Genomic DNA, 24,755 nt, shown 5'->3' on the forward strand with positions numbered 1-24,755 from the left:
AGCGGCAGGACGTCCACCTGCCGCTCCCGCCAGGGTCGTCAGGCCGCCGCGTCGAGATCGACCTTCATCTCCCGAGCCCAGAACCTGAGGTCACGACAGGTCGTGACGAACGCCTTGACGTCCTTGCTCTTGCTTAGGGCTACGAAGCCATCGTCAAGCTCCGGCACCCGAGAAGCGTCGAACAACGTGGCGGCTGCATCGGTGTAGCCGATGAACTTGCAGTGGCCGAACGCGTCCGCCACGAAGTCCTTGGAGGCCGCATCCTTGGCGAGCATCGCAGCCCCCTCCTCGGACGGGAGCACCGCGACGGCATCGAACAGGACCGAAGGTCCGCCATCGATCTTCTGCTTGGCCGCGACCTTGGTGCCGTCGTCGAGCGTGACCCCGCCGATCTTCGGTGCGACCACCTCCCAGACCGCGCCTTCGGCTTCCAGCGCCTTGGTCAGCGCATTGAACAGCTCGGCGCTCGACCCATCGGTCAGCAGCAGGCCCATCTTTCGCCCGGCGAAATTCGCCGGGCCGTTGGCGACGATCGAGAGCGCCGACGATGTCGGCAGGTCTAGCGTCGGCTTGGCCGCCTTGGCGGCGTCCGGCAGGTCGAGGCCGAGCCCGTCCGCAACGGTAGCGGCGAGATCCTCGTCGATGTTGCGCAGGTGACTGACCGCCCGGGCCCGGATGTCGACACGATCTACCTTCGACAGCTCGAACACCAGCGCGTCGCCGATGTGCTTCTGCTCGATTGGCTGCTGGCTGAGATAGAACTGCCGTGCCTGGCTGTAATGATCGGCAAAGGTTTCGGACCGAATCCGCTGCTTGGTCCCCTGAACCTCGGCGGGGAAGCTGGTGAAGCCGATCTTCGGGTTCTCGCGCGGACCGCCTTCCGCGCCCCAGCTGTTCGGCTCATAGTTCACGCGCCCCTTCGGATTGCGCATCGCCATGTGGCCGTCCTGCTGGAAGTTCATCACCGGACAGCGCGGGGCATTGATCGGCAGGTGGGTGAAGTTCGGGCTGCCGAGCCGCTTCAGCTGGGTATCGAGATAGGAGAAGTTGCGGCCGTGCAGCAGCGGGTCGTCACTGAAGTCGATGCCCGGCACGATGTTCTGCGTGCAGTAGGCGACCTGCTCGGTTTCGGCGAAGAAGTTGTCGACGTTGCGATTGAGCGTGAGCGTACCGACGATGCGGACCGGCACGTCCTCCTCGGGGATGAGCTTGGTCGAGTCGAGATGGTCGAAGGGAAGCTTGTCGGCGGTTTCCTGATCGAACAGCTGGACGCCGAGATCCCATTGCGGGAAGTCACCGCTCTCGATCGCCTCCCAAAGATCGCGGCGATGATAGTCGGGATCGGCGCCGCTGATCTTGACCGCCTCGTTCCACAGCACCGACTGGAGCCCCTGGCGCGGCTTCCAGTGGAACTTGACGAAGGTCGACCTGCCTTCCGCGTTCACCAGGCGGAAGCTGTGGACGCCGAAGCCCTCCATCGTGCGGAAGGAGCGGGGGATCGTGCGATCGGACATGATCCACATGATCATGTGCCAGGCTTCCGGGGTGAGGCTGGCGAAATCCCAGAAATTGTCGTGTGCGGTTTGCGCCTGGGGGAACGCCCGGTCGGGCTCCTGCTTGGCCGCATGGACCAGATCGGGGAACTTGATGGCATCCTGGATGAAGAACACCGGGATGTTGTTGCCGACGATGTCCCAGTTGCCCTGCTTCGTGTACATCTTGACGGCGAAGCCGCGCACGTCGCGCGCCAGATCGCGCGAGCCCTTGTTGCCCGCTACCGTTGAGAAGCGGACGAACACCTCCGTCTGCTGCCCGACCGTGCTCAGCACGTCGGCGCGGGTGTAGTCGGCCAGACTGTCGGTCAGCTCGAACACGCCGTGCGCGCCATAGCCGCGTGCGTGGACGACGCGCTCCGGGATGCGCTCGTGATCGAAATGGAAGATCTTTTCGCGGAGGATGAAGTCCTCGAGCAGCGTGGGGCCCCGCAGACCCGCCTTGAGACTGTTCTGGGCGTCCGCGATCGGGATGCCCTGCTGCGTGGTCATGGTAAGTGCCGCGTCCGAGGTCGTCTGGCGGGTTTCGCCGCCATGGCCCTGCTGCTCGGCATAGTTCGTCGGCTGGTCGGCACCCGCCGGCAGCGGCGGTGCCTTCTTGGCCGTCTCGCCCTTGAGTTTCACCGCGTCGCTTTTGATGCTCTTGCGTGCCATGGACGTAATCCTCCGATCATGCCCTTAATGCCACCAGCGCCACGGCGGTGCGAGGCATAAATCTTTGTAGCGACTGGGAACCGACCCGGAGGAGCGAAATCAAGTTATGTCAGTCGAGCATGCTCGCCGGTTCGGACGACAGGCGCGGGCTCGGCAACGTAAGTGTTCATGGCTGCGCAGAACCCGACTGCGGCTTCCTTGGTCCTGGATCACAGCCAGGGAAAGCCGATATGAACCGGTTGAGGATGTCTTAACGCCTTGCCGTTAGCCGAGCATGATGTACTCCCAGGTCGTACAGGTTTTCGACTGCGTCCGGCACGACCGCGATCCGTGGTTCGTGCTGTTCGCCGGCCCTGGTTTGCCTCTGCGGAATCTATGCGTCGTTCGCCCTGGCCGCCCATGCCGTACGCGTTCGACCCGCTGGCCGTACGGCCGTTTTACGGCCGCTCGTTGATGTGAACGATTTAAACGGACGGGGACCCGTGCCGCGGCTCAAGGCGTTGAGCGTCATAGAAATGGCCCTGACGACAGGGACATGCACTCAGATGAGGAAACGACATGCGCGCACTATGCTGGCACGGTAAAGGCGATGTCCGCGTCGACACCGTTGCGGATCCCGAGATCAAGCACCCGCGCGATGCGATCATCAAAATAACCGCCTGCGCGATCTGCGGGTCGGACCTTCACCTGCTGGATGGATATCAGCCTACCATGGAGGCCGGCGATATCCTCGGCCACGAGAACATGGGCGAGGTCGTGGCGCTCGGGTCCGAGGTAACCAACCTTAAGATCGGCGACCGTGTCGTCGTGCCGTTCACCATCAGCTGTGGCGAGTGCTGGTTCTGCAAAAAGGGTCTGTTTGCGGCCTGTGATCAGACCAATCCGAACGCCGAGATGGCCGCCAAGGCGATGGGCCATTCGCCCGCCGGGCTGTTCGGCTTCAGCCACATGCTGGGCGGCTACTGCGGCGGCCAAGCGGAGTATCTCCGCGTGCCGATGGCGGATGTCGGTCCGATCAAGATTCCCGACAACGTTACCGATGAGCAGGCCCTCTTCCTATCGGATATCTTCCCGACCGGCTACATGGCCGCCGAGAATGCGCAGATCGAGCATGGCGACACCGTCGCGATCTGGGGCTGCGGTCCGGTCGGCCAATTCGCCATCCGCTCCGCGCTGATGATGGGCGCCGGCCGCGTGATCGCGATCGACGAGGTGCCCGAGCGACTCGCCATGGCGGAGGCCGGTGGCGCTGAGACGATTAACTTCGCCGAAACCGATGTCTATGACGAGCTGCAGGCGCGAACCAAGGGCCGCGGCCCCGACAGCTGCATCGATGCTGTCGGCTGCGAGGCGGCCGCGCACGGGGCGGCGGACGCGGTCATGGACAAGGTGAAGGCAAGCATGATGCTCGCCACTGATCGCGTCCACGTCCTGCGACAGGCGATCATGAGCTGCCGCAAGGGCGGCACGGTCTCCGTGCCCGGCGTCTACGTCGGGATGGGTGACAAGCTTCCGATCGGTGCAGCGATGAACAAGGGGCTGACGATCAAGCTCGGCCAAACCCACGTGCAGCGCTATACTAGACCGTTGCTGGAAAAAATCGTCGCGGGCGCGATCGATCCCAGCTTTGTGATCACGCATCCGGCCAGTCTTGAAGACGCGCCAGAAATGTACGCTAAATTCCGCGACAAGGAAGAAGGTGTGATCAAGGTTGTTATGCGCCCGCACGGCTGATTGGCGGAATAACCGGGAACAGGACGCTTATCGATGTCGATCGGCACCGCCGCTGTGGAGCACGTGTAGCGGCGGTGTCGATCAGCTTGCACCAAGTATGTCGGCAGATCTAGGTGTCAGTCAGGCTGCAACGGATGACTCTTGCGGAGATGCAACGAGCCATAGCCGCAGCGCTTCTTCCTCCATCGGACGGGCAAATTAGTAAGCCTGCGCCTCCTCACATTCCAAGTCGGCCAGGATCGCCGCGGCTGCGGCGGTCTCGACGCCCTCGGCAACGACCCGGTAGCCGAGATTGTGCGACAGCGTGATAATCGACTGGACAAGCGCCTGTCCACGCTCGTCATCGGCCAGATCGCGAACGAACGACTGATCGATCGGGCCGGTGCCCACCATCGCGGTCGCACCGATCGAACATACCGCGACGTTCCTGACCGTGGTGTCCATGGCGGCGCTCGGGGTCGATATCCGCACCGTCGCCAACGCGGGCGGACGGGTCACGCTGGCGGTGGTGCTGTCGCTCTTCTGCTTGGGCGGAATCAGCCTGATGCTGATTTGCATGTTGAAGCTGTCGTGAGGGGCGGCGCGAAGGGCCTGAAGCTTGGCTGTTGAAGTTTGGCCGCTTACACCTCACCCGATCAACACCTTCTCTCTCGAAGGTGGTGGTGGGACACCCTTGAGGCACTTGCGCGCTGCCAAGGTTCGTCTGCGAGAAGGGGACGCCGGCGTATTTCGGCAATTGGTACCGCTCCGTCGCCTGTGTTTCGTGGCGGGGCGGTATCCAAACTCATCGGCTGTGAAACAACATGCAACCGATCAGCCTGCCGCATCGCTGGTCGGATCCTCGCATCCGGCATGCGATCGACCGAAGCACCAGATCGCCCCGTACCCGATCATCAACCCGATCAGGACCAACAGCGGGGTGGCGGCTTCAGCGATCGAAGCACCCATCTGGTTGAAGCGAATGAACAGGTGCATGGCGGCCGTAGCCGGTGACAACCAGGCGATCGCCGCCAGCCAGCCCGGCATCTCATCGAGCGGCCATGCAAACCCGGCCAGGAAGACGAGCGGCACCGAGGTCGGCATCAGGAGCTTCAACGTATCGTCGCCGCTGCGGAACAGGCTTCCCGCGACCAGTCCGAGAGCCGCTACCGTGGCCGCGAACACAGGAAGGGCGAGCAGCAGGCCGGGCACATTGCCGGTGCGTGGCACGTCCTGCACCCAGAACGCGAACCCGAACACGAACAGGCCGGCGAAGATGCCGATCAGTGTCATCGCTATCCAGGTGCCGAGGGCAGTTGCCCGGTCGCGCTGCCAATCACCACGCCGACGTCGTTCAGCGATCAGCCGCGCCGACGCGAAGAGCAACGTTTGCTGAAGTATGATGTTGGCGATCGCCGGGAACACGTAGTCGCGATAACCACCGGTGGTGTTGAACAGCGGCTGCATGACGATTGTCGCGCCGGACCGACTGCGACGAGCGGTAAGTGACCCAGTCACTTCAACCGCCTGCTCTCTCACGACATCCCCTAGCGCGCGGGCGATCCCTTCAGCACGCACGAAGTACGTCCCGTTGACGATCAAGGCCGCCCCCGCCCCGGGCCGCCCCTTCAGTGCCGCTCCGCCAAGACCTTTCGACAGGTAGAGAATGCCGTCGGCACGTCTTTGGCGCACTTCTTCACGCGCCGCCATGATGTCGGGCACCAGCGCGACGATCCGAACGGTGGGCGTCTCGCCCAGATGCCGGATCACGGCCCGGGATAGCGGTGTACGGTCGCGGTCGACGACGACCATCGGCAGGGCCAGCGCCTGCTGCTGCGAATAGGGTGCAGGGTAGTAGAAGGCGTAGAATAGCACCGAAATGACCGCCAGCGACACGAGCTCGCGCGCTTGCAGGACCTCGAACCACGTGGCTTCAAAGGCGTGGAGCAGACGGGCCATCATCGGCGCCGCTCACGGCTCATCAGGAACAGGGCGAGCAGGCCTGGGCCGAGCGGATAAACCAACAGCCACCCCGCCTCGATGAAGGCAGGGCGGAGTGCCGCTCCCATCGCTTCGTCCATCTGCAGGCGCAGATAGTGGGTGAGCGGCAGAACCGCATTCCAGGCCTGCGCAACCCAGGGCGCGCCGTTGATCGGAAGCGATGCGCCCGAATAGGCCAGCGCCGATCCGGCGATGATGACCGCACCCGAAAGCGCCGTGGCTGTCTCCCGCGTAACGGCCAACAGGAACAGGCCGATCGCAACCGTCGCCACGAACAGCAGGAACAGACCAACGAGGACGACCCACAAGCTACCTTCAAGCCTATACCCGCGTGCGAGGGTCAGCCAGAGGAACCAGGCAGTTCCCCACAAGGTGCCTGCGGCGACGTGCGGCATCATCCGGCCGATGATCCACATCGCCGGCGCGGCCGTGGCGCCTGCGAAGGTCTCGAACGACTTGCCCTCCAACAAGAGGCCGGCCGAGCCGATCGCGGTGACGGCGATCAGCAGGTGAAGCACGCCGGGGCCGAGCAGCAGTCCCAGATACCATTCCAGACTGAGCGTCGGGTTGCCGAGCAGGCGCACGTGGATACCAGGCGCCAGACGCGGCACCTGGTCGAGCCCGGCAAGATGCGTTGCGCTTGTGGAATTCGTGCCGAGCGCCGCGGCCGTGGCCAGTTCCAGATCGGTCGAAGCAAGCGAGCCCGCAGCGAGGAACTGTGCCTGGTAGAGGCTCTCGATCGGCTGGTGTTCTGTGCCAGCTGTGCCGACGCCCGATGGAATGACCAGGACCGCTTGCGCCTGTTCGCGGCGAATTGCCGAAAGCGCGACGCCGATCTGTGGCGTTACCCCGGCCAGCTTGAGCCTTGGGGAGGCTTCGATCGTGCGCACGATTGCGCGCGCGAGTGTGCCACCATCGCGATCGACGACGACGACCTTGAGGCTATGAAGCGAACCTGGAAAGATCATCGCTGCCATCGACGCGAGCAGAACCGCTGGCAGCAGCGTGAGCAGCGCCAGATCGAGGCGGGAGCGCGCCAGTCGGCCGATCTCGACGCGCAAGCCGGCGGACAGGCTCATTGCGGCCAGTCGAACAGGACGCTCATCCCCGGCCGTAAGGCTGGCACCGGCTGCACGGGTTCGAGCTTCACCTCGAACGCGCGCACGTCGTAGCCGCGCGACTGGCGATCGGCCCTGAACGTCGCGAACTCTCCTTGCGGGGCGATGTGCTGGACACGGAAGGCAACCGAGCGATCGAGCGCGGGAACGCGGCCCGTCAACCGCCGTCCGACTGCTATGCCGTTGTACTGGCTTTCCGGGAGGTTGATCGTGACATACGGGTGATCGACATCGATGACCTGAAAGGCTGGCAGTACCGGACTGACCAGCTCGCCCGGCTCGACAAGACGGCGCGCGACCTCGCCAGCGATCGGCGAGACGAGCCGGGTTTCTTGCCCGAGTGCGTCGGCCGTTGCCGCGCCAGCAGCGGCGATGCGGACCTGCGCGGCCGCGACTTCCCGGGCCGCCGGACGAACACCGGCCGCGGCCTTCAGATATTGTGCTTTCGCCGCCTCGGCCGTTTTCGCGCTGCTTTGACGCGCGGCATGCGCCTCATCGCGCCGCTGCGCGGCGATGACGCCCTCGGCGTAGAGATGGTCCGCGCGCATGCTGGTCTTGGCGGCGAGATCGGCTGCTGCCTGGGCTGCCTGCCACGTTGCCTTGAGGGAGGTCAGATCCTCGGGTCGCACGCCTTCATCGGCAAGCGTCTGCGCCGCCCGCGCGCTGTCCAGCGCCGCCTCCGCCTGCTGTTGTCCATTCGCGATTTCAGGGCTGGACAGCGTTGCGAGCACCGCGCCGGCGCGGACCCGGTCGCCTTCGCGGACGCGAACCGTTTCCAGCCGTGCGAGCGCCTTGGTCGCAACATTGACCGAAGCCGCATCGACCTCGCCCTGAAGTGGCGGGGCCGCGGGTTGCGCCGCGAGCCATAAGCCGACCGCCAGAAGCACGGAGACGAGCGCCAGGCCCATGTACAGAAGGATGCGCTTACGCCGGCGCGAATGTTCCGGTTGCACAGCCGGCTCGCTCATCGGGATTGCTCCGGCATGACGTGGATATCAGCTTGCCTCAGATAGTCGGAGAAGCGGTCGAGCTCGCCTGCCGAGGCAAGCAGACCGGCGAGCGCGAGATCATATTCATACGCGGCTGCGATCCGCTGGGTGCGGGCGGTCGAAAGCGCTGCCTCTGCACCGAGTACCACCGTCATGGTGGCTTCACCTTCCGCGAACGCTACCCGCTGCACCCGCAGGTTCTCGCTAGCCGCTGCTATCGAGCTGTCGAGCAGCAGGAACGAGCGTCGTGCGCTTTCCGCCAGGTCCCAGGCGCGACGCGTGACGTTCGTTGCCGTCTTGCGCGCCTCCCGGGCGGCATCTGTCGCTGCCGCCTGATTGGCACGTGCCGCCGCCAGCGTGTGTCCACGATCGACGTTGGACAGCAGCGTGATGCGTGCTCCAATCCCGACCACCCAATCGGGTTCAGTGGGCAGCGCGTCGCTGCGGTTGAGGTTGTACTCTCCGAAGGCGAAGACCTGCGGCCTGTATCGCGCCCGCGCGAGGTCGACACCCGATGCGGCCACTTCGCCGGCCGCATCGGCCTCGCGCGACGAGGGAAGGCGATCTTGATGGCCGAGAAAGGCCGAGACAGGCGCCAGCGGTTGGGAGCGCACGAACAGAGGGGTGGTGGGCTGCACCGCGTTGACATCGAGTGTGTCAGCCAGTTCCTCGCGTGCGGTCTGATGTGCCAACACCGCGCGGTCGAGCGCGCGCTCCGCCGTGTCTCGCGCAACCTGGGCTTCGAGCGTCCGCGCATGCGCGATCACACCCTCGGCCTCGAACTTGCGCGCGTCGCTATAAAGGCTTGCAAGCGCATCACGGGACTGGCGCGCTGACGCTTCCAGCGCACGCGCCGCCAATTGGCCGAAATACACCCGGATGAGGTTGATGTGCGCTGCATCACGGACCTGATCTGACCTGGCTTCGGCGAGCGACACGCCTGCCGACGCGGCTCGCTGCACCGCCGGGATCGCCCCTCCCGTGTAGATCGGCAGAACCGCCTGCACGGTCGGGCGTACGACCGTGTCCCGGTAGCGATAGGAGAGACTGTCGGGGATGGCCGAGAACAGTTGCGGCAAGGCTCGCGACAACCTGCCGGTGATCGCCGCGGCGATGTCCTGAAAGCCAGGCGGCAGCGTCGAGGGGAGGTCGGCAAGATATTGTTGCGTGTCACCGAGCGCGTCCTGTTTCGGGCCGGTGAGGTCGAGCGACAGGGTTTTCTGATATTCGAGGAGCTGTGCCGACGCGGTAACGATCGGGCGGTGCAGGGCCCGAACGGCCGCCTCCGTCTCGCGCGCTGCCCGCGCTGCATGATTGGCACCGCTCAGAGCCGAGGATCGACCATCGAAACGCGCAGAAGCGGCAGCAAAATCGAGCGGCACCGTTTGATCGCCGCTCGGCTCCTGCCCGCAAGCCGGGCCATAAGGCGCGAGAATGTAGATGGCGGAGATCGCCATCCATAATCCGCGGCGCAGTTGGCGACGATCAGCCATCCACGTCGACACCAAACGTCGCTGACAACTTTCGATGCGATCGTCGGCCTGCTAGAGGCTGAATGTCAGGATCGGTAGACAGAACAGGTAACAATATGAGCCCCTTCGAACGGCTTCTGGTCGCGGCAGTGGTACTGGTTCTGGCATCTTGTGAGCGAACCTCGGTTCAGGATCAACACGACGTGACCAGCGCTCGGCACACGGCTGAGGCGTCCGCCAGGGGCGAACGGCACGCAGAGCCGGACGTTGCGTGGGCATTGCTTGACTCGAAGGTTGGTCAATATCCGTTGCAGATCGGTCTTTTCACAAAAAGTGCATTCGTCGATGATCTCCGCGCCTTGATTGGGGAGGCGGGGCTACAGACCTTGCGGCATAACTTCGAGACGGCTGCGCCGCTCCAGCGCGATGGAACGGTGCTGTTCACCTCGGGAAACCGGCCGCATGAGGGAGGGTCTGAGGCTGCCTATCTCCTGCTCGACCAGACGCACAAAGCAGTCGAAGTCGGACTTTGGACTAATGGCGCTCTGTCGGTCTACAAGACACCGGGATCGCACATTCGCAAACCTGCCGACATTCGAACAATGATCGCGAACAGCGCTGCGCCGATATCGACTGCCACTTCGCCGATGGAGACGCCGCTCGCGCGCACAGCGATCAAGACGCTGTTCGAAGGCGATCACGTGACCTACGAGGCGGCCTTTGTCGACCTGGACGAAGACGGAAAGCAGGACATCGTCGCTTATGCGTCTGGCCCTGAATATTGCGGCAGCGGTGGATGTTCGATGGGCGTCCTAAGGGCGAAAGGGAAGGGTTACGATACTATTGGGCGTACGGCTGTCACCCAGTTGCCGATCAGATTATTGTCCTCGCGGAGCCACGGCCTGCACGATCTGGGCGTAGCAGTATCTGGTGGGGGCGCTTCGGGGCATGCAGTCCGGTTGCGTTTTGATGGCCGCCGTTATCCCTCGAATCCTACCACGTTGCCAGATAGCGCAACTTTCAACACCGATGCAGGCACCGTTCTGATCCCGTCGGCTCGGTAGAAGTCGTACGGGCAAAGATCGGTATGATGAAGACGCAACTCGTACAGAGCTTACGCTCAGCTAGTGAGTTCACGATCTAACTGACGCCAGGGGGGCAACCTGTGTCCACACGGCTCCCTTGACGGGAACGGCATGCTGCCGGCTCTAATCACCCAATTCTGTACATAATCTGTGTTGTCGCTAAAGCGCCTGATCTTGCTCTTCGAGCGCTCTTGACCTTCTACCACGCGGCAGGTTTGTTGATCACTTTCCCGTTTGCACCGACCATCTGGAAGGGGAATTGCGCTGCGGCTAAGCGGGCAGGGGTGACATGGCGCACAAAGCTCGCATCGTTCGCCATCTTTCCAGGTCTCGAGCCGTCCAGCCAGACAAGCCCAATCTCCTTGCCAATCTCACGTCGAACGATGCGCAGCGGCTCACAAAGATCAGTGTCCTGTGTCAGCACAACTGCCACGTCGTATAGATCCTGCCAAGCGTCATGGACGAGATAGGTAGCAAAATTGACGTCTGAGCCTTTCTCCACCGTGTTGATGACGCGAACGTGTGTTGTGCCGTCCGCCAGCGGCGTTTCAAGCGGACGAACCTTTGGTTTGCTGATGAAGTTGCCTAAGTGAACTGTAAGGTTGGGCAGCGTCCTCAGTGCTCGAGATAGCGATCCTGTCGGATCGGCTGGTCCGGATCCAGCTTTCCGCTGACCGGCGCTGTAAAGTAGCGGATCATGTCAATCCGATTATCTGGGCCGAGTAGCGCTTGCACCAGCGCTTCGATGTTCAACCATTTGTGCGGAGTGCCACGAAGCGCTCGATAGTACACGTTAAAGCCGTCGACATAGACATAGGTACGCTGAACGGCCATGGATCTCCAACGGCTAGATATGCAGAAGCCGCCGAAAGCCTAGACCTCGGCGGCTTCTGAACTGACAAGGCGAACCCTGCCAGCGGGTATGCCGTCAATATGCGCATCGCGCGGTTAAGATCAAGTGGCGTTCTTCTCAGCAGGAGCACATTAAAGGCTAACCCTCCTGCGCGGTCTCTGTCGCGTTCGGCCAAGCAGCCGTCCACTTTCCATTCCCGGGCGCATCGCTAGTGAGCAAGTGCGATCCTTAAGCTGGCCAAAAGCACCCAGAAACGCGGGTGATTTAGGCGACCGGAGCCCAGGCGCACGGCATGGCCCGGACCTGAACAGCCGGTAGAGCTGTTCAGGTCCGGAGGAGCAACAGGTCACGACCCGTTCTCGGCTCCGCGAAGCCCGCAGCTCTCAAGTTGGCCCATAGCTCATCTGGGTATACCCAAGAACGCCGGGCAGGAGTGATGAGTAGGTGGCAGGCAGCGGAGTGAAGGTAGCGCGCGTCTACCTGCGGGTTAGCACGGACGATCAGGACCTGACGCGGCAGGAGAACATCGTGGCCGGCGCCAAGGCGGCCGGCTTCTACGTCGCGGCGGTGTACCGGGAGAAGGCGTCGGGCGCGCGGCCGGACCGACCGGAGCTCCTGCGCATGGTGGCGGACCTGCAGCCGGGCGAGGTGGTGGTGGCCGAGAAGATCGATCGGATCAGCCGCCTGCCGCTGCCGGAGGCGGAGCTGCTGGTGGAGACGATCCGAGGCAGGGGGGCGCGCCTCGCAGTGCCGGGGATCGTGGACCTGTCCGACCTGGTGGCAGACAGCGCGGGCGTGGCGCGCATCGTGCTGGAGGCGGTGCAGGACATGCTGCTGCGGGTGGCGCTGCAGACGGCGCGCGACGACTACGACACGCGGCGCGAGCGGCAGCGCGAGGGCATCGAAGTTGCGAAGAGGGCGGGGCGTTACACCGGCCGCAAGCCGGATATCGCCCACCATCGACGCATCGTAAGTTTGAGGGAGGCGGGCATGAGCATCGCGAAAACTGCGGAGCTCGCCGGATGCAGCATCGCTCATGTCAAGCGCGTGACCGCACTCCACCGCTCGAGGGCGATTAAGCCCGAGCAGGGCGGCTGAGTTTTGTACGTGTTCCACCTGCCGATCATGCTGGTTTAGATTGCATCGCTCATCGGGCATCGCGCTAGGCTGCGGAGCGTGATGCCGGCCGTCACCGCGGGACATCTCCGCATAGCCAAGCCCATCCTCCGGTTCTGACACAGAATTTCGACACCTGTACGGCGTTGAGAACGCTGCCGGAGGTGGCCGGTGTCACAACCTGACGGTTTTGACACCGACTTGCTGTTTACTGGCCTATAGGCTAGGGGGGTATCCTATGTCACATTTGTCTCAAACCAATGTCGATCTGGTCGCCCGCGTTCGTCGCATCGCCGGACAAGTCGGCGCGGTCGAGCGAGCACTTCAATCGGACTCGTCGTGTTCCGACGTGCTCCATCTGGTTGCCGCCGTGCGCGGGGCGGTGAATGGCCTCATGGACGAGATTATCGCCGAACACCTCGAAGCGCATGTGTCGCGGCCCGGCCTCGATGATGCCGAGCGGGCGGCAGGTGCCGAAGAACTGCTGGCGGTGATCCGCCGCTACGCCAAATAGGACGCTTTTCATGGCGGCTTTGCCCGAAATCGACGCCTTCACGCACGACCATGTATTCCTGGGCGCGGCGCACGACGACAATGCCCGCCGGACCCTGTGGGTCGTGGCGCTTACCGCCGGGATGATGGTGGTGGAGATCATCGCCGGTTATCTGACCGGCTCGATGGCGCTGCTCGCCGATGGCTTTCACATGGCGACACACGCGGGCGCGCTCGGGGTCGCCGCGGCCGCTTACGCCTATGCCAAGCGCCATGCCTCCAGCCGGGCCTATAGCTTCGGCACGGGCAAGGTCGGCGACCTGGCCGGGTTCGCGTCGGCGATGGTGCTGGGCCTGATCGCGCTCGGGATCGGTGTCGAGTCCATCCTTCGCCTGTTTCAGCCGATCACGGTCGCATTCGGGGAAGCGACGCTCATCGCGGTGGTCGGTCTGGGCGTGAACATCGCCTGCGCCTTCCTGCTCTCGGGCGGGCACCATCACGGGCACGACCATCATCACGGGCATGACCACCATCACGGGCACGGGCATGCGCACGGCGCGCATGGCGGTGACAACAACATGCGCTCCGCCTATGTCCATGTCCTGGCCGACGCGCTCACCTCGGTTCTCGCCATCGCCGCGCTGCTGGCGGGCCGCTATCTCGGCTGGGTCTGGATGGATCCGGTGATGGGCATCGTCGGTGCGATCGTCATCGCGCGCTGGTCATGGACGCTGATGCGCGACACGGCGTCCGTGTTGCTCGATGCGACCGATCATCATGTAGAGGAGGAAGTGCGCGAGTTGGTCGAGGCGCCAGGCGACGCGCGTATCACCGATCTTCATGTCTGGCGCGTCGGTCCGGAAGCCCACGCCGCGATCGTCAGCGTCGTAGGCGGGCAGGGCGTGACCGGCGACGATATCCGCGCCCGCCTCGCACCGGTTCATGAAATCGCGCACCTGACCGTCGAGTGCCGCTAGCCCTCGAAGGCGGTCAGGATCGGGCATGGTCCCTCCGCTCCTGACCCGCATTCATGTGCGAGCCGGCGAAGCGAGGCGCGCACCCGCTCAAGCTCCTCGATCTTCGCATCCAGTTCGGCAATGCGCTCGCCCGCGAGCTGGCGCGCGCGGGCGCGATCGTCGGTCGCATCCAGCGCCAGAAGCTCACCGATCTGCTCGAGCGTGAAACCGGCTGCCTGCGCCGAGCGGATGAAGCGAAGGCGGCGGGCGTCATCGGTGCCGTAGCGCCGGATGCCGCCTCCGGCGCCAGCCCCGGTCGGCCGGTCTGGCTCGTCCAGCAAACCGCGACGCTGATAGTAGCGCACCGTTTCGACGCCGACGCCGCCCTCGCGCGCGAGCGCCGCGATCGTCATGCCGGTCATGCCTTGACTCCGTACTATGGTACGGACCCTATATAGGCGGGGCGAGGATATTGGAGAAGCGGCATGGCGAGCGCCCCCGCCAAACAGGCGACGATCTACCGGATGGTGATGCCGGAACATACCTGCCCTTTCGGGCTGAAGGCGAAGGATCTTCTGCGCCGGGAAGGCTATGCGGTCGATGACCATTGGCTGATGACGCGGGAAGAAACCGACGCTTTCAAGGCGAAGCACGGCGTCAAGACGACCCCGCAGATCTTTATCGCCGGGGAGCGGGTCGGCGGCTATGACGATCTGCGCCGCTTCTTCGGCAAGATGGTCCGCGACCCCAAGGCCGTCACCTATCGCCCGGTGATTGCCGTGTTCGCGATGACGGCGCTGATGGCGCTCGCCGCCAGCTATGCGGTACTCGGCACGCCCTTCACGGTGCGGGCGGGTGAATGGTTCATCGCGTTCTCGATGTGCGCTCTGGCGATGCTCAAGCTCCAGAACGTCGAGAGCTTCTCGAGCATGTTCCTCAACTACGATCTGCTCGCGAAGCGCTGGGTGCCCTATTCCTATGTCTATCCCTACGCGGAAGGAGCGGCGGGCGTCCTGATGGCAGCCGGCGCGTTGACCTGGCTGTCGGTGCCCGTCGCGCTCGTTATCGGTACGATCGGCGCGGTGTCGGTGTTCAAGGCCGTCTACATCGACAAGCGTGAGCTGAAATGCGCGTGCGTGGGCGGGGACAGCAACGTGCCGCTCGGCTTCATCTCGCTCACCGAAAACCTGATGATGGTCGCGATGGCGCTGTGGATGATCGCTGCGCCGCCCGTGCTGGCGATGGCGCACTGACGCGAAGGTCGGCACGCGTCGTCAATGCGGGCTGATCGCCGTAACTTCTGCCGTCATACCCTTCGCCTTGGCGGTGAATGCGACCCGCTGCCCCGACCGCAGTCCCTTGAGCAGGGTCGGGGGGGATGCCCGGAAGGTCATCGTCATTGCGGGCCAGCCGATCGTCGGGATCGGGCCGTGCTTGATGGTTACGGTTCCACCTTTCGCGTCGACGGCAGTGATCGTCCCCGATCCGCTGCCGGATTTTACAGCCGATGCAGCCGGCCTGCTGCCTTGAGCAAGAGCGCTCGCTGCGATCGGCGTGACTAGTAGCATGAATGCGGCGCGCATGGAGAAAGTGGCTTTCATCAGATCTTCCTTTCGGGGCGGGTTGAAGCTCGCCGCCGCAAGAGCAAGTAGGCGGCTGGCAGGATGAACATGGAGAGGAAAGGGGCGGTCAGCATTCCACCGATCATCGGCGCGGCGATCCGGCTCATCACCTCCGATCCGGCGCCATGCCCGATCAGCACGGGGAACAGCCCGGCGACGATGACAGCGACGGTCATCGCCTTGGGACGTACCCGCAACAGCGCGCCCTCCCTGATCGCTTCCGATACTTGCTCGCCCGACGGTGACGGCCCGCGCTCGGCCAATGCGTGTTTCAGGTAGATCAGCATGACGACGCCGAACTCCGCCGACACGCCGGCGAGCGCGATGAACCCGACACCTGTGGCGACCGATTGCGCATAGCCGAGCAGCCATAATGTCCAGATGCCGCCGGTCAGCGCGAAGGGCAGTGTGCCCATGATAAGCGCCGCCTCGTCGAGGCGACCGAAGGTAAGGTAGAGGAGAAGGAAGATGATCGCGAGTGTCGCCGGCACGACGAGCATCAACCGAGCCTCGGCACGCTGCAGATACTCGAATTGTCCGGAATAGGCGATCGAGACGCCGGGGCTGAGCCGAACATCTTTGCCAACAGCACGGCGCAGATCGGCGACCGTGGAGGCCAGGTCGCGCCCGCGCACGTCGACATAGACCCATGTCGAGAGTCGACCATTTTCCGTCTTGAGCATCGGTGGACCTTCCGCGATCGACACGGATGCGACGGTGCCGAGTGTGATCTGCTGACCCGATGCGGTGACGATTGGGAGAGTTCGCAGTCCCTCCAGACTGTCACGCAGCTCGCGGGGGTAGCGGACGCTGATCGGGTAGCGGGCAAGGCCCTCCACCGTCTGGCCGATCGTCTCGCCGCCGATCGCGCCGGACACAATCTCCTGCACATCGGCGATGTTGAGACCGTAGCGCCCCGCGGTCACCCGATCGATATCGACATCGACATAGCGGCCTCCGGTCAACCGTTCTGCCAATGCCGAGCTGACGCCCGGCACGGTCCTGGCGACACGTTCGATGCTGCCGGCGATGCGGTCCAGCTCGGAGAGGTTGGACCCCGACACTTTCACCCCGATGGGACTCTTGATGCCGGTCGCGAGCATATCGATCCGATTGCGGATCGGAGGCACCCATACGTTCGTGAGGCCGGGCACGCGCACTGTGCGGTCCAGCTCCTCCACCAGCTTTGCCGGCGTCATCCCCGCGCGCCATTGATCGCGCGGCTTGAATTGGATGGTCGTCTCGAACATCTCGAGCGGTGCCGGGTCGGTCGCGGTCTCGGCGCGCCCGGCTTTGCCGAACACGGTTTTGACCTCGGGAACGGTTTTTATCAGCCGGTCTGTGCGCTGGAGCAGGGCCGAGGCGCTCGCGGCCGAAAGGCCGGGAAGCGCGGACGGCATGTAGAGCAGATCGCCCTCATCCATCGTCGGGATGAACTCGCCACCCAATCGGGTCAGCGGCCATGCCGTCGTCGCCAGTACCAGGGCGGCGATGCCGATCGCCGCCCAAGGCCGCGCCAACACGCGGTCGAGCGCCGGGCGATAGGCACGGGTGAGCACGCGGTTGATAATGTTGTCGTTCTCGGCCGGAATGCGTCCCCGGATCAGCCATCCCATCAGGACCGGCACGAGCGTTACCGACAGGATCGCCGCTGCCGCCATCGCATAGCTCTTGGTGAAGGCGAGCGGGGCGAACAGCCGTCCCTCCTGCGCTTCGAGCGTGAACACCGGCACGAACGACAGCGTGATGATGACGAGGCTGAAGAACAGCGCCGGCCCGACCTCGGCCGCGGCCTCGGTGATGACGCGCCAGCGTTCCTCGCCCGCCAGCGCCACGCCCGGATGGTCGTGTTCCCATCGCTCGATCCGCTTGTGCGCGTTCTCGATCATCACGATCGCGGCATCGACCATCGCGCCGATCGCGATGGCGATACCGCCCAAAGACATGATGTTGGCGTTCACCCCCTGCACACGCATGACGAGCAAGGCCGCGAGCACCCCCAGAGGCAAGGTGACGATCGCGACCAGCGCAGACCGGACATGCCACAGAAACAACCCGCAGATGATCGCGACGACGACGAACTCCTCGATCAGCTTGCCCGTCAAATTCTCCACCGCGCGGTCGATCAATTGCGAGCGGTCATAGGTGGTGACGATCTCGACGCCGGGGGGAAGGCTCGCTTTCAGTTCCGCGAGCTTGGCCTTGACGGCTTCGATCGTCTGCCGTGCATTCTTGCCCTGACGCAGGATGACGACTCCGCCCGCGACCTCGCCTTCGCCGTTCAGCTCGGCGATGCCGCGGCGCATCTCGGGGCCGATCTGGATCGACGCGACGTCGCCCAAGGTAACGGGGACGCCGGCACCGGCGACCTTGAGCGGGATCGCGCGGAAATCGTCGACGGTGCGCAAGTAACCTGACGCGCGCACCATATATTCGGCTTCGCCCAGCTCGAGGACGGACCCGCCGGCCTCCTGATTGGCGCGGCGAATGGCATCGACGGCCTGAGTGTGCGTGACACCGAATGCGGCGAGCCGCGTCGGGTCGAGCAGCACCTGATATTGCTTCACCATTCCGCCGATGCTCGCCACCTCCGCAACGCCGGGCAGCGTTTTCAGTTCATAACGTAGGAACCAGTCCTGCAAGGATCGGAGCTGCGACAGGTCACGGCGGCCGGTGCGGTCCAACAGCGTGTATTCATAGACCCAGCCGACCCCCGTCGCATCAGGACCCAGCGCGGCCTGCGCGCCTTGGGGAAGCCGTCCCTGCACCTGGCTCAGATACTCCAGCACGCGTGAGCGCGCCCAATAGAGGTCGGTCCCATCCTCGAAGAGGACATAGACGTAGCTGTCGCCGAAGAACGAATAGCCGCGCACGGTTTTCGCGCCAGGCACGGACAGCATCGTCGTGGTGAGCGGATACGTCACCTGGTTCTCGACGATCTGCGGGGCTTGGCCCGGCCAGCTCGTGCGGATGATGACCTGCGTGTCGGACAGGTCGGGGAGCGCATCGACGGGGGTGGCACGCATTGCGAACACCCCGGCCATGGCGAGCGCGATGGCCGCCAGGACGACGAGGAAGCGGTTCGCGACCGACCAGCGGATGATCGCGGCAATCATCGCCCAGCCTCGCGCGTCATGCGGCGCAGCGTTGGACCATCGGCGGGTTGATCAAAGCCGAACCGCACCCGCTCACCCTTGCGATACCCACGCACCAACGCGGGATCGGCGACGCGGAACGTCATTGTCATGGCCGGCCAGCCGATCGCCGGAACGGGCTGATGGGACAGGGTGACGGAACTGCGATCGATCGCCTCGATGCTGCCGACCGTCTCGTAGATCGACGCGGTGGGTTTCACGGCCGGCTTTGTTGCGGGTGACGCTTCGACACCAATCGGACGCGCATCGAGGCCAGCGAGGCTCGCTTCGGAGTCGATCAGGAACTGGCCCGACGCGACAACCTTCTCACCCTCGGTCAGGCCGGCGACTATCTCGGTTTTGCCGCCGCCTTCTGCGCCAGTGCGAACCTCGGCGGGTCGAAAGCGTCCACCCGGCCCTGCCAACATGACGAGTGTGCGCCGGCCGGTCCGGATCACGGCCTCACTCGGAACAAGGAGTGCATCGCGGCTCCCCTGGTCGAGCGCCACGCTGGCGAACATACCGGGGCGCAACCGGCCGGCACGGTTGGGGAGCTCGACGCGGATTGTGAGCGTGCGGCTCGCTGCCTCGGCCTGGGGCAGGATCGCAGCGATGCGGCCCCTGAAGCTTTCGCCCGGGAAAGCCGCCAGCGTGGCGATGACGGGCGTGCCGATCCGCAGGTTTCCTGCGAGGGCCTCAGGGACAGCCGCGTTCAGCCACACGGTGGCGAGGCCGTTCACCTCCGCCAGTGTCTGTCCTTGCGCGACCGTCATCCCCTGTCGGACGCCGAGCGTCTTGATGACGCCCCCCACGGGCGTGCTGATCGTCGTCACACCTTGCGGTCGGCCGCGCCACTCCGCCGATGCAATCGATCCGGCGGGCATCCCGAGAAGCAACAGGCGCTCTCGTGCCGCCCGCGTGAGCCCGGCATCCCCGGTGCGGCGCACGGCGAGATACTCCGCCTGCGCGCCCGCCCATTCGGGCACAAGGATATCGGCGAGCGGGGCGCCTGCCGGCACGACATCGCCTGGCGCGCGCGCATAGACGCGCTGAACGAAGCCGCCGCTGCGTGCCTGCACGACCGCAACGTTGCGGTCATTGAACTCGATGCTGCCGGTTGCCGAGGCCGAGTTTGACAACGATCCGCGTTCGACCGTGACGATCCGCGCGCCGAGCCGCTGGAGGCTGGCCGGATCGATCGCTACGCCCGGTGCGGCGCTACCGCCTGCGCCCTCGTCGGCATAGCGGGGGATCAGTTTCATCCCCATCGACGAGAGACCCGGGCCGTCGTGCCGCTCCCCCGGGATCATCGGATCATACCAGTAGAGGATCTTCTTCTGCGGGGCTGGGGATGCCGTTTGATCGGCAGCCGAGGACGTGCCAAGTTTCGCGAGCCCGAAGCCCACGCCCCCTGCGACCAGCACCAGCGCGCTTACCGCGGTGACAAGGCGGGCGCGGGTAATGGTAGTGTCGCTCATCGATCGGCGCTCCCGAAGGTAATGGTGAGGCGGACAGAGTCTGCGGCGACGAGCGCCTCACGGTCGAGCACGGTCAGCTCGGCGTCGGCGAGCGCGGTCTTGGCTTCGATGGCATCCGCAAGACTCGCGCGACCGGCAGAGTAGCTCGCTATCTCCAGATCGGCTCGCTTCCGAGCGAGCGGAAGGAGCACGTCGCGCGCGCGCTGCCATTGGCTGTGATGCATTTGGTGGTCCGCCAGCGCGGCCTCCAGATCGGCTGCCAATGTGCGCCGGGTTTCTTCGCGCGCGGCCTCGGCCTGCGCCTGTGCGGATTTGCGGGCTTCGATGCGCGGGTTCTGACGCGATCGAGCGAACAGCGGCAGGCTCATCGAAACTCCCGCCGACACCATGTCGCCATACCGGGGGTCACGGCGTTGATAAGCTACCTCTACCCCCCAATCGGGTCGCTTCTCCGCTCGCGCCGCATCCACGTCGGCCTGGGCGCGCTGAATACCGGCCTCGGCGAGAACCATGTCGGAGTGAAGGCTGAGCGCGTCCCGCAGCCGCGCCGGAGCCAGATCGATCGCGGGCATATCGCCGGCAATCTCGGGCGCCGATACGCCGGTCCAGCGAGCCAGCATCGCGCGGGCGCGCGCAACGGCGGCCATCAACTCGTCGCGGCGGTCGTCGAGTGCCGCGATCTCCTGATCGGTCGTCAGTGTCTGACCAGGGCGGACCGAACCGGTCGTCACGGCGGCCCGCGCAGCGGAAGGGAGAGATCGAAGGAATAGCAGAACGGTGTCGAGGGCAGCTAGTCGACGCTCGGCATAAGCAAGGTCGATCCATGCCTGCCCCGCTCCCAATCGCACCTCCCGGAGCTTGGTCGCTTGCGATGCTTCTGCCGTTGCGATCACGGCGCGTGCCTGCGCTTGCGCGGCATGACGCTTGGCAAGGTTGGGTAGGTCCTGTTGGAAACCGACACGCCCCATCGTCATGTCGTCTCTGGATAGGGAGAAGGCGGGTGGCCCAGAGACAGGATAATTCTCGATTCCGATCGACACACGGGGGTCCGGAAGGCTTCCCGCCGCACGTGCATCGGCTTGGGCGGCGCTGACCCCCGCGCGACCGGCAACCGCTCCCGGGGCGTTGGCAACCGCATCGCGCAGCGCTTGGTCATAGGTAAGTGTCTGCGCGTGCGCGGCGCTCGTCGTGAGCGCGGCGACCGCGAGCATCATGGATGCGCGCATCCCTCTAGTCCCTTCATGTCATAATGATGGCCGGGCTCCAAATGGTTGATCGGAGCCCGGCACCTGTTCAGGCTCGCCAGCTTAAGTTGACTGGCCGCCCTTCATTGACATGCAGGCGTCGCGACCGCGTTCCATCATCGGGCACACGCAGGCGCTCGACTGGGGAACGTCCGTAACCCATACGCGACGTGGGGCTTGAAGCGGCGCCCGCGGGCCCGGCTGGTAATTGGAACGCCACTCCCAATGACCATTGCTTTTATTTTCAGATGTGGCCGCCGTCGCTGCCGACGCGGCGAGGCTAGCGGCAAATACCGCCAAGATGAACGTTTTCATGTCACTTTCCAATTTGATCGAGATTTAAAATCGGCAGAGCCGCAACCGGCGAACGGCTGCAGCCTGACACGGCTTGACTCGATCAAACGGTAGGCGGTTCGGGCTCGAGAGCGACGTTGAGGCCGGCAAGTGCCCGGCTGGCAGGCCAGATAACGATTTGAGATGCGATCGAGCGCTTCAGCACTCTTGCCGGCTCCTCAAACGTCATGGGAACAACGCATCCCATTTGGGCGATACACGCCAGCGTCAGTCCTTTGCATGGGTGTTCCGATGACGGATCCGGGGTCGCCATACCCGCGCAATCCATGCGGGATGGGGTGACATGGCTCATCGCCATCTTGGGTGAGAGCGATGGGCCGGCCGCATACGCAATTCCTTGGCCCAAAAGGCCAAGCAACGCTCCAACAAGAAGCAAGAGAGAAAGACGAGCTTTCAACACCCGGATACTATCCCAATTGTCAACGCCGAGGTCAATACGGGTGGTTTGCCGGGTGCCGTAGTGCCGGCATGAAGCGCCGGGGAAGATTTGCCGCTCACAAGACAACCTGTCGTTTAGGCGCCGTGGCTAGCAAAGACACGCCGGCCAGCGGCACCGAACGCAATGACGTCATAGGGCTGGGTTCTCATGCCGGGCACCTCCATGCCCGGTGAGCCCATCGGCATTCCGGCCACGGCCAAGCCGCGCACGCCTTTAGGATGCTGGGCCAGCGCGCGCTTCATGTCCGCGATCGGGACATGTCCCTCAAACGCCATGCCGTCGATGATCGCGGTATGGCAGGACGCGAGGTCAGCGGGCAGGCCGATCTTACGCTGCAGCACCTCACGGCGATCATCGTCGATGATCTGGACCTTGCGGCCGAACTGCTGACGCACCTGCGCCGCCCATTTCTCGCAACAGCCGCAACCCGGATCGCGGTGCATGGCGATGTCGGCCGCGGCCGATGCGACCGCTGGGATGGTCATTAGCAAGGCGGCGACGGCGCCACGAACACCATTCTTCATCATCAGCTCCTAAAAGGAAATCCCCGCCCTGCCGGGGGGTAGGGGGATCGACAGGGCGGGGCAGCGCTCCCTTATTGCGGGCGCTTGCCGTGCTTGCTGAGCCACGCCTGCAGCTCGGCAATATCCTTTTCCTGTTTCGTGATCGTCATCTGCGCCATGCGCTTGGTCTCGGCGTCGCGCGCGTCACGCACCGCAACGCGCGACATGGCGATGGCGCCTCGGTGATGCTCGATCATCTTGCGCGTCCACATTTCGGCCGCGTCGCCCTGCTTGGCCGCCATCATCTTCTGATGCATGTCCATCTCGGCCTGGCCGTAGGGATTGCCGGCCATCATGCCCGCCATGTCGTCGTGGTTCATGCCGGCCATCTGACCGTGGTTCATGCCCTGCATTCCGCCGCTCTGCTGCGCGAGGGCGGGCGTGGCGAGCAGCGCCAAAGCTGCGAATGTTGGTGCGAAGCGCATTATTGATCTCCCTGGGTTCTAAGACTTCTACGCGTGCGAGGCGGCTATCCCTCACCCGGGGTGCTAGAACGCGCGAGAAATTGTCAGGAAACAGGACTTTATTTCCGAGGGCTACGCTCCTGAGCCGCGTATATTATGCCTCGATCACGATGTTGCGACGCCGCGTTTTGGGCCATCGCATGTAGAGAAGCACTGCCCCCCCTAACCAAAGCGCAAGCCCACCGATCGCGAAGGCGAGCAGCCAGGGCGTGTTGAAGTTCTCGTGATTCGTCCAATCCATGATGTGAAGGCCCCAGAAGAAGTCGTAGAGCCGCCAAGTGCCGGTTCGGACAGCCGAGATCCGACCGGTGTCGGCCGCGACAAAGACGCGGGTGGAATCGAGGTCGGCGAACGCGACGCGCCAGGCGGGGAGCGTGCCGCGATATTCGGGGCTGGCGCGCTCGATCCGCTCTACCTTCGCCGCTGGTCGAGCACCGCCACGCCATGCCAAACGCGCGATCTCCTCGGCCTCACGAGCCGTTGGTGCTGGCAGCGCTTGGCCCGTCGCGGCGTCGAACAGGCGCGTTCCCTTGGCTGTCGCGACCTCGGCGACCGGGCGGCCAAGCCACATGCGATAGGTGATGGCCTCGATGGGCGCATCTGCTGCGCCTACGATCGCCGATGGTGGGGCGAACGTGCTGCCGCGGGGAAGGGGCGCCGCGGCTTTGCGGTCAACGAGGTGATCGCCATGCACCCGATCGATCGGCAGGAAGCTCATCAGGGCGCCGCTTGCGAACCATAGCAGGAGCTGCGCGCCGATGATGATCGCGAGCCATTTGTGCGTGCGGCTCGCGAGTAGATGCAGCCTCAGTTTCGCGCTTTTCAGAACCACTCCTCCCTCAACCTCGTCGCCGGGGTCACTTCATACCCGGCATGTCCTTCATCATCTCGTCGTGATCGGCCGGGGCGCTCGCGACCAGTGCCTTATACTGTTCGGGCGTCATGCCGGGGAGCTTGCGGACGAACGCGACCATATTCCAAATTAGGGGGTCGGGATGCGTCTTGCCCCATGCCGGCATGGCGCTGAGCTTCACCCCGTGCTTGATGATCCAGAATTGCTGGGCGGGGGTGAGATCTTGAGCGCGCGCGAGTTCCGGCGCCTGTGGATAGAGGCCCTGGCTCATCTCGGATTTCTCGACGCCGGGGCCGAGATGGCAACCGGAACACATTTCTCCGTAAAGGCCCGCGCCGACTGACACGCGCTGCGCCGATGCCAGATCGGCCGGGGGTGTTATGCCGCGCGCGCGTGCCTCAATCGACCGATCGCGCAGGCGTTCGAGCATTGAATAGACCGCCGGCGTGTGCGGTTCGTCGGCCGCGATGTTATACACGCCAAGGTAGATAAACGCGGCTGCGCCCAGCGCCAGGACGATCGCCAGGGCGCCTACGAACGGCAGGCTCGGGAAGTGCTGCCTTATCGAGCGCCTGCCGTCTTGAGCCATCTGTTCCTCCATC

Annotated in this window: 24 protein-coding genes; 7 read left to right on the forward strand and 17 right to left on the reverse strand. The window is 64.4% G+C overall.

The features are described 5' to 3' along the window. Positions 1-38: 38 nt before the first annotated feature. A complete protein-coding gene (locus ACI2JO_RS18980; RefSeq protein WP_145147050.1) occupies positions 39-2,207 on the reverse strand; it encodes a catalase in 2,169 nt (722 codons plus the stop codon). A 558-nt stretch (positions 2,208-2,765) separates the two neighbouring features. Between ACI2JO_RS18980 and ACI2JO_RS18985 the strand changes: the two genes are divergently transcribed. Beyond that, positions 2,766-3,941 (forward strand): zinc-dependent alcohol dehydrogenase, encoded by a 1,176-nt coding sequence (locus ACI2JO_RS18985; protein WP_404722162.1) that lies wholly within the window; start codon positions 2,766-2,768, stop codon positions 3,939-3,941. Positions 3,942-4,139: 198 nt separating this feature from the next. Here ACI2JO_RS18985 and ACI2JO_RS18990 read toward each other — a convergent pair whose 3' ends face one another. Then, positions 4,140-4,385 carry an EAL domain-containing protein gene (locus ACI2JO_RS18990; protein WP_404722163.1) on the reverse strand — a complete coding sequence of 82 codons (246 nt, stop codon included), beginning with the start codon at positions 4,383-4,385 and terminating at the stop codon, positions 4,140-4,142. Here ACI2JO_RS18990 and ACI2JO_RS18995 point away from each other — a divergent pair. Then, the gene (locus ACI2JO_RS18995; RefSeq protein WP_404722164.1) at positions 4,384-4,515 is read left to right on the forward strand and encodes a hypothetical protein; all 132 of its coding nucleotides are present in this window, start codon (positions 4,384-4,386) and stop codon (positions 4,513-4,515) included. The two genes, ACI2JO_RS18990 and ACI2JO_RS18995, sit on opposite strands and share 2 nt — an antisense overlap. 239 nt (positions 4,516-4,754) lie before the next feature. On the opposite strand, the gene ACI2JO_RS19000 is transcribed toward ACI2JO_RS18995, so the two are convergent. From ACI2JO_RS19000 to ACI2JO_RS19015, 4 genes are read right to left on the reverse strand one after another with little or no spacing between them, the layout of a single operon-like run. Next, positions 4,755-5,879, reverse strand: coding sequence for an ABC transporter permease (locus ACI2JO_RS19000; RefSeq protein WP_404722165.1), 1,125 nt, complete (start codon positions 5,877-5,879; stop codon positions 4,755-4,757). Beyond that, positions 5,879-7,000: an ABC transporter permease gene (locus ACI2JO_RS19005; protein WP_404722166.1), complete on the reverse strand. Its 1,122-nt coding sequence runs from the start codon at positions 6,998-7,000 to the stop codon at positions 5,879-5,881. The genes ACI2JO_RS19000 and ACI2JO_RS19005 overlap by 1 nt, the downstream gene beginning before the upstream one ends. After that, on the reverse strand, positions 6,997-8,007 hold the full coding sequence (locus tag ACI2JO_RS19010) for an HlyD family secretion protein (RefSeq protein WP_404722167.1): 1,011 nt from the start codon (positions 8,005-8,007) through the stop codon (positions 6,997-6,999). Before ACI2JO_RS19010 ends, ACI2JO_RS19005 begins: the two co-directional genes overlap by 4 nt. Further along, on the reverse strand, positions 8,004-9,410 hold the full coding sequence (locus ACI2JO_RS19015) for a TolC family protein (protein ID WP_404722168.1): 1,407 nt from the start codon (positions 9,408-9,410) through the stop codon (positions 8,004-8,006). Before ACI2JO_RS19015 ends, ACI2JO_RS19010 begins: the two co-directional genes overlap by 4 nt. A 206-nt stretch (positions 9,411-9,616) precedes the next feature. Here ACI2JO_RS19015 and ACI2JO_RS19020 point away from each other — a divergent pair, with 206 nt between their 5' ends. Next, complete coding sequence (locus ACI2JO_RS19020; protein WP_404722169.1) at positions 9,617-10,564, forward strand: hypothetical protein; 948 nt, start codon at positions 9,617-9,619, stop codon at positions 10,562-10,564. Between the two features lie 220 nt (positions 10,565-10,784). Here the strand turns inward: ACI2JO_RS19020 and ACI2JO_RS19025 are convergent, their stop codons facing one another. Together ACI2JO_RS19025 and ACI2JO_RS19030 are read right to left on the reverse strand one after the other, a co-directional pair. Then, positions 10,785-11,018 carry a hypothetical protein gene (locus ACI2JO_RS19025; protein WP_404722170.1) on the reverse strand — a complete coding sequence of 78 codons (234 nt, stop codon included), beginning with the start codon at positions 11,016-11,018 and terminating at the stop codon, positions 10,785-10,787. Positions 11,019-11,200: 182 nt separating this feature from the next. Next, positions 11,201-11,419 carry a hypothetical protein gene (locus tag ACI2JO_RS19030; protein WP_404722171.1) on the reverse strand — a complete coding sequence of 73 codons (219 nt, stop codon included), beginning with the start codon at positions 11,417-11,419 and terminating at the stop codon, positions 11,201-11,203. A gap of 478 nt (positions 11,420-11,897) precedes the next feature. Here ACI2JO_RS19030 and ACI2JO_RS19035 point away from each other — a divergent pair, with 478 nt between their 5' ends. From ACI2JO_RS19035 to dmeF, 3 genes are all read left to right on the forward strand, one after another. Then, positions 11,898-12,536 (forward strand): recombinase family protein, encoded by a 639-nt coding sequence (locus ACI2JO_RS19035; RefSeq protein ID WP_017980769.1) that lies wholly within the window; start codon positions 11,898-11,900, stop codon positions 12,534-12,536. A 256-nt stretch (positions 12,537-12,792) separates the two neighbouring features. Continuing rightward, positions 12,793-13,068: a metal/formaldehyde-sensitive transcriptional repressor gene (locus tag ACI2JO_RS19040; RefSeq protein WP_081609170.1), complete on the forward strand. Its 276-nt coding sequence runs from the start codon at positions 12,793-12,795 to the stop codon at positions 13,066-13,068. A 10-nt stretch (positions 13,069-13,078) separates the two neighbouring features. Then, complete coding sequence (gene dmeF, locus ACI2JO_RS19045; protein ID WP_017980771.1) at positions 13,079-14,023, forward strand: CDF family Co(II)/Ni(II) efflux transporter DmeF; 945 nt, start codon at positions 13,079-13,081, stop codon at positions 14,021-14,023. On the opposite strand, the gene ACI2JO_RS19050 is transcribed toward dmeF, so the two are convergent. Continuing rightward, positions 14,020-14,424: a MerR family DNA-binding protein gene (locus ACI2JO_RS19050; protein ID WP_017980772.1), complete on the reverse strand. Its 405-nt coding sequence runs from the start codon at positions 14,422-14,424 to the stop codon at positions 14,020-14,022. The two genes, dmeF and ACI2JO_RS19050, sit on opposite strands and share 4 nt — an antisense overlap. Positions 14,425-14,487: 63 nt before the next feature. On the opposite strand from ACI2JO_RS19050, the gene ACI2JO_RS19055 reads away from it, so the two are divergent. After that, positions 14,488-15,255 (forward strand): glutaredoxin family protein, encoded by a 768-nt coding sequence (locus ACI2JO_RS19055; protein WP_017980773.1) that lies wholly within the window; start codon positions 14,488-14,490, stop codon positions 15,253-15,255. A 21-nt stretch (positions 15,256-15,276) separates the two neighbouring features. Here the strand turns inward: ACI2JO_RS19055 and ACI2JO_RS19060 are convergent, their stop codons facing one another. From ACI2JO_RS19060 to ACI2JO_RS19095, 8 genes are all read right to left on the reverse strand, one after another. Next, positions 15,277-15,603 (reverse strand): copper-binding protein, encoded by a 327-nt coding sequence (locus ACI2JO_RS19060; RefSeq protein WP_017980774.1) that lies wholly within the window; start codon positions 15,601-15,603, stop codon positions 15,277-15,279. Next, positions 15,603-18,740, reverse strand: a complete 3,138-nt coding sequence (locus ACI2JO_RS19065) for an efflux RND transporter permease subunit (protein WP_018251208.1) — start codon at positions 18,738-18,740, stop codon at positions 15,603-15,605. The genes ACI2JO_RS19060 and ACI2JO_RS19065 overlap by 1 nt, the downstream gene beginning before the upstream one ends. Then, positions 18,737-20,236 (reverse strand): efflux RND transporter periplasmic adaptor subunit, encoded by a 1,500-nt coding sequence (locus ACI2JO_RS19070; protein ID WP_061780583.1) that lies wholly within the window; start codon positions 20,234-20,236, stop codon positions 18,737-18,739. The genes ACI2JO_RS19065 and ACI2JO_RS19070 overlap by 4 nt, the downstream gene beginning before the upstream one ends. Next, on the reverse strand, positions 20,233-21,450 hold the full coding sequence (locus ACI2JO_RS19075; RefSeq protein WP_018251210.1) for a TolC family protein: 1,218 nt from the start codon (positions 21,448-21,450) through the stop codon (positions 20,233-20,235). Before ACI2JO_RS19075 ends, ACI2JO_RS19070 begins: the two co-directional genes overlap by 4 nt. Before the next feature lie 897 nt (positions 21,451-22,347). Next, positions 22,348-22,800 carry a DUF411 domain-containing protein gene (locus tag ACI2JO_RS19080; protein WP_017980778.1) on the reverse strand — a complete coding sequence of 151 codons (453 nt, stop codon included), beginning with the start codon at positions 22,798-22,800 and terminating at the stop codon, positions 22,348-22,350. A gap of 68 nt (positions 22,801-22,868) precedes the next feature. Then, positions 22,869-23,234: a DUF305 domain-containing protein gene (locus ACI2JO_RS19085; RefSeq protein WP_018251211.1), complete on the reverse strand. Its 366-nt coding sequence runs from the start codon at positions 23,232-23,234 to the stop codon at positions 22,869-22,871. Between the two features lie 160 nt (positions 23,235-23,394). After that, a complete protein-coding gene (locus ACI2JO_RS19090) occupies positions 23,395-24,132 on the reverse strand; it encodes a PepSY domain-containing protein (RefSeq protein ID WP_017980780.1) in 738 nt (245 codons plus the stop codon). Between the two features lie 25 nt (positions 24,133-24,157). Continuing rightward, positions 24,158-24,754, reverse strand: a complete 597-nt coding sequence (locus ACI2JO_RS19095) for a cytochrome c (RefSeq protein WP_017980781.1) — start codon at positions 24,752-24,754, stop codon at positions 24,158-24,160. Between the last annotated feature and the right edge of the window lies 1 nt (position 24,755).

Origin of the sequence: Sphingomonas sp. NPDC079357 (assembly GCF_044901155.1) — a bacterium.
Lineage (GTDB): Bacteria > Pseudomonadota > Alphaproteobacteria > Sphingomonadales > Sphingomonadaceae > Sphingomonas.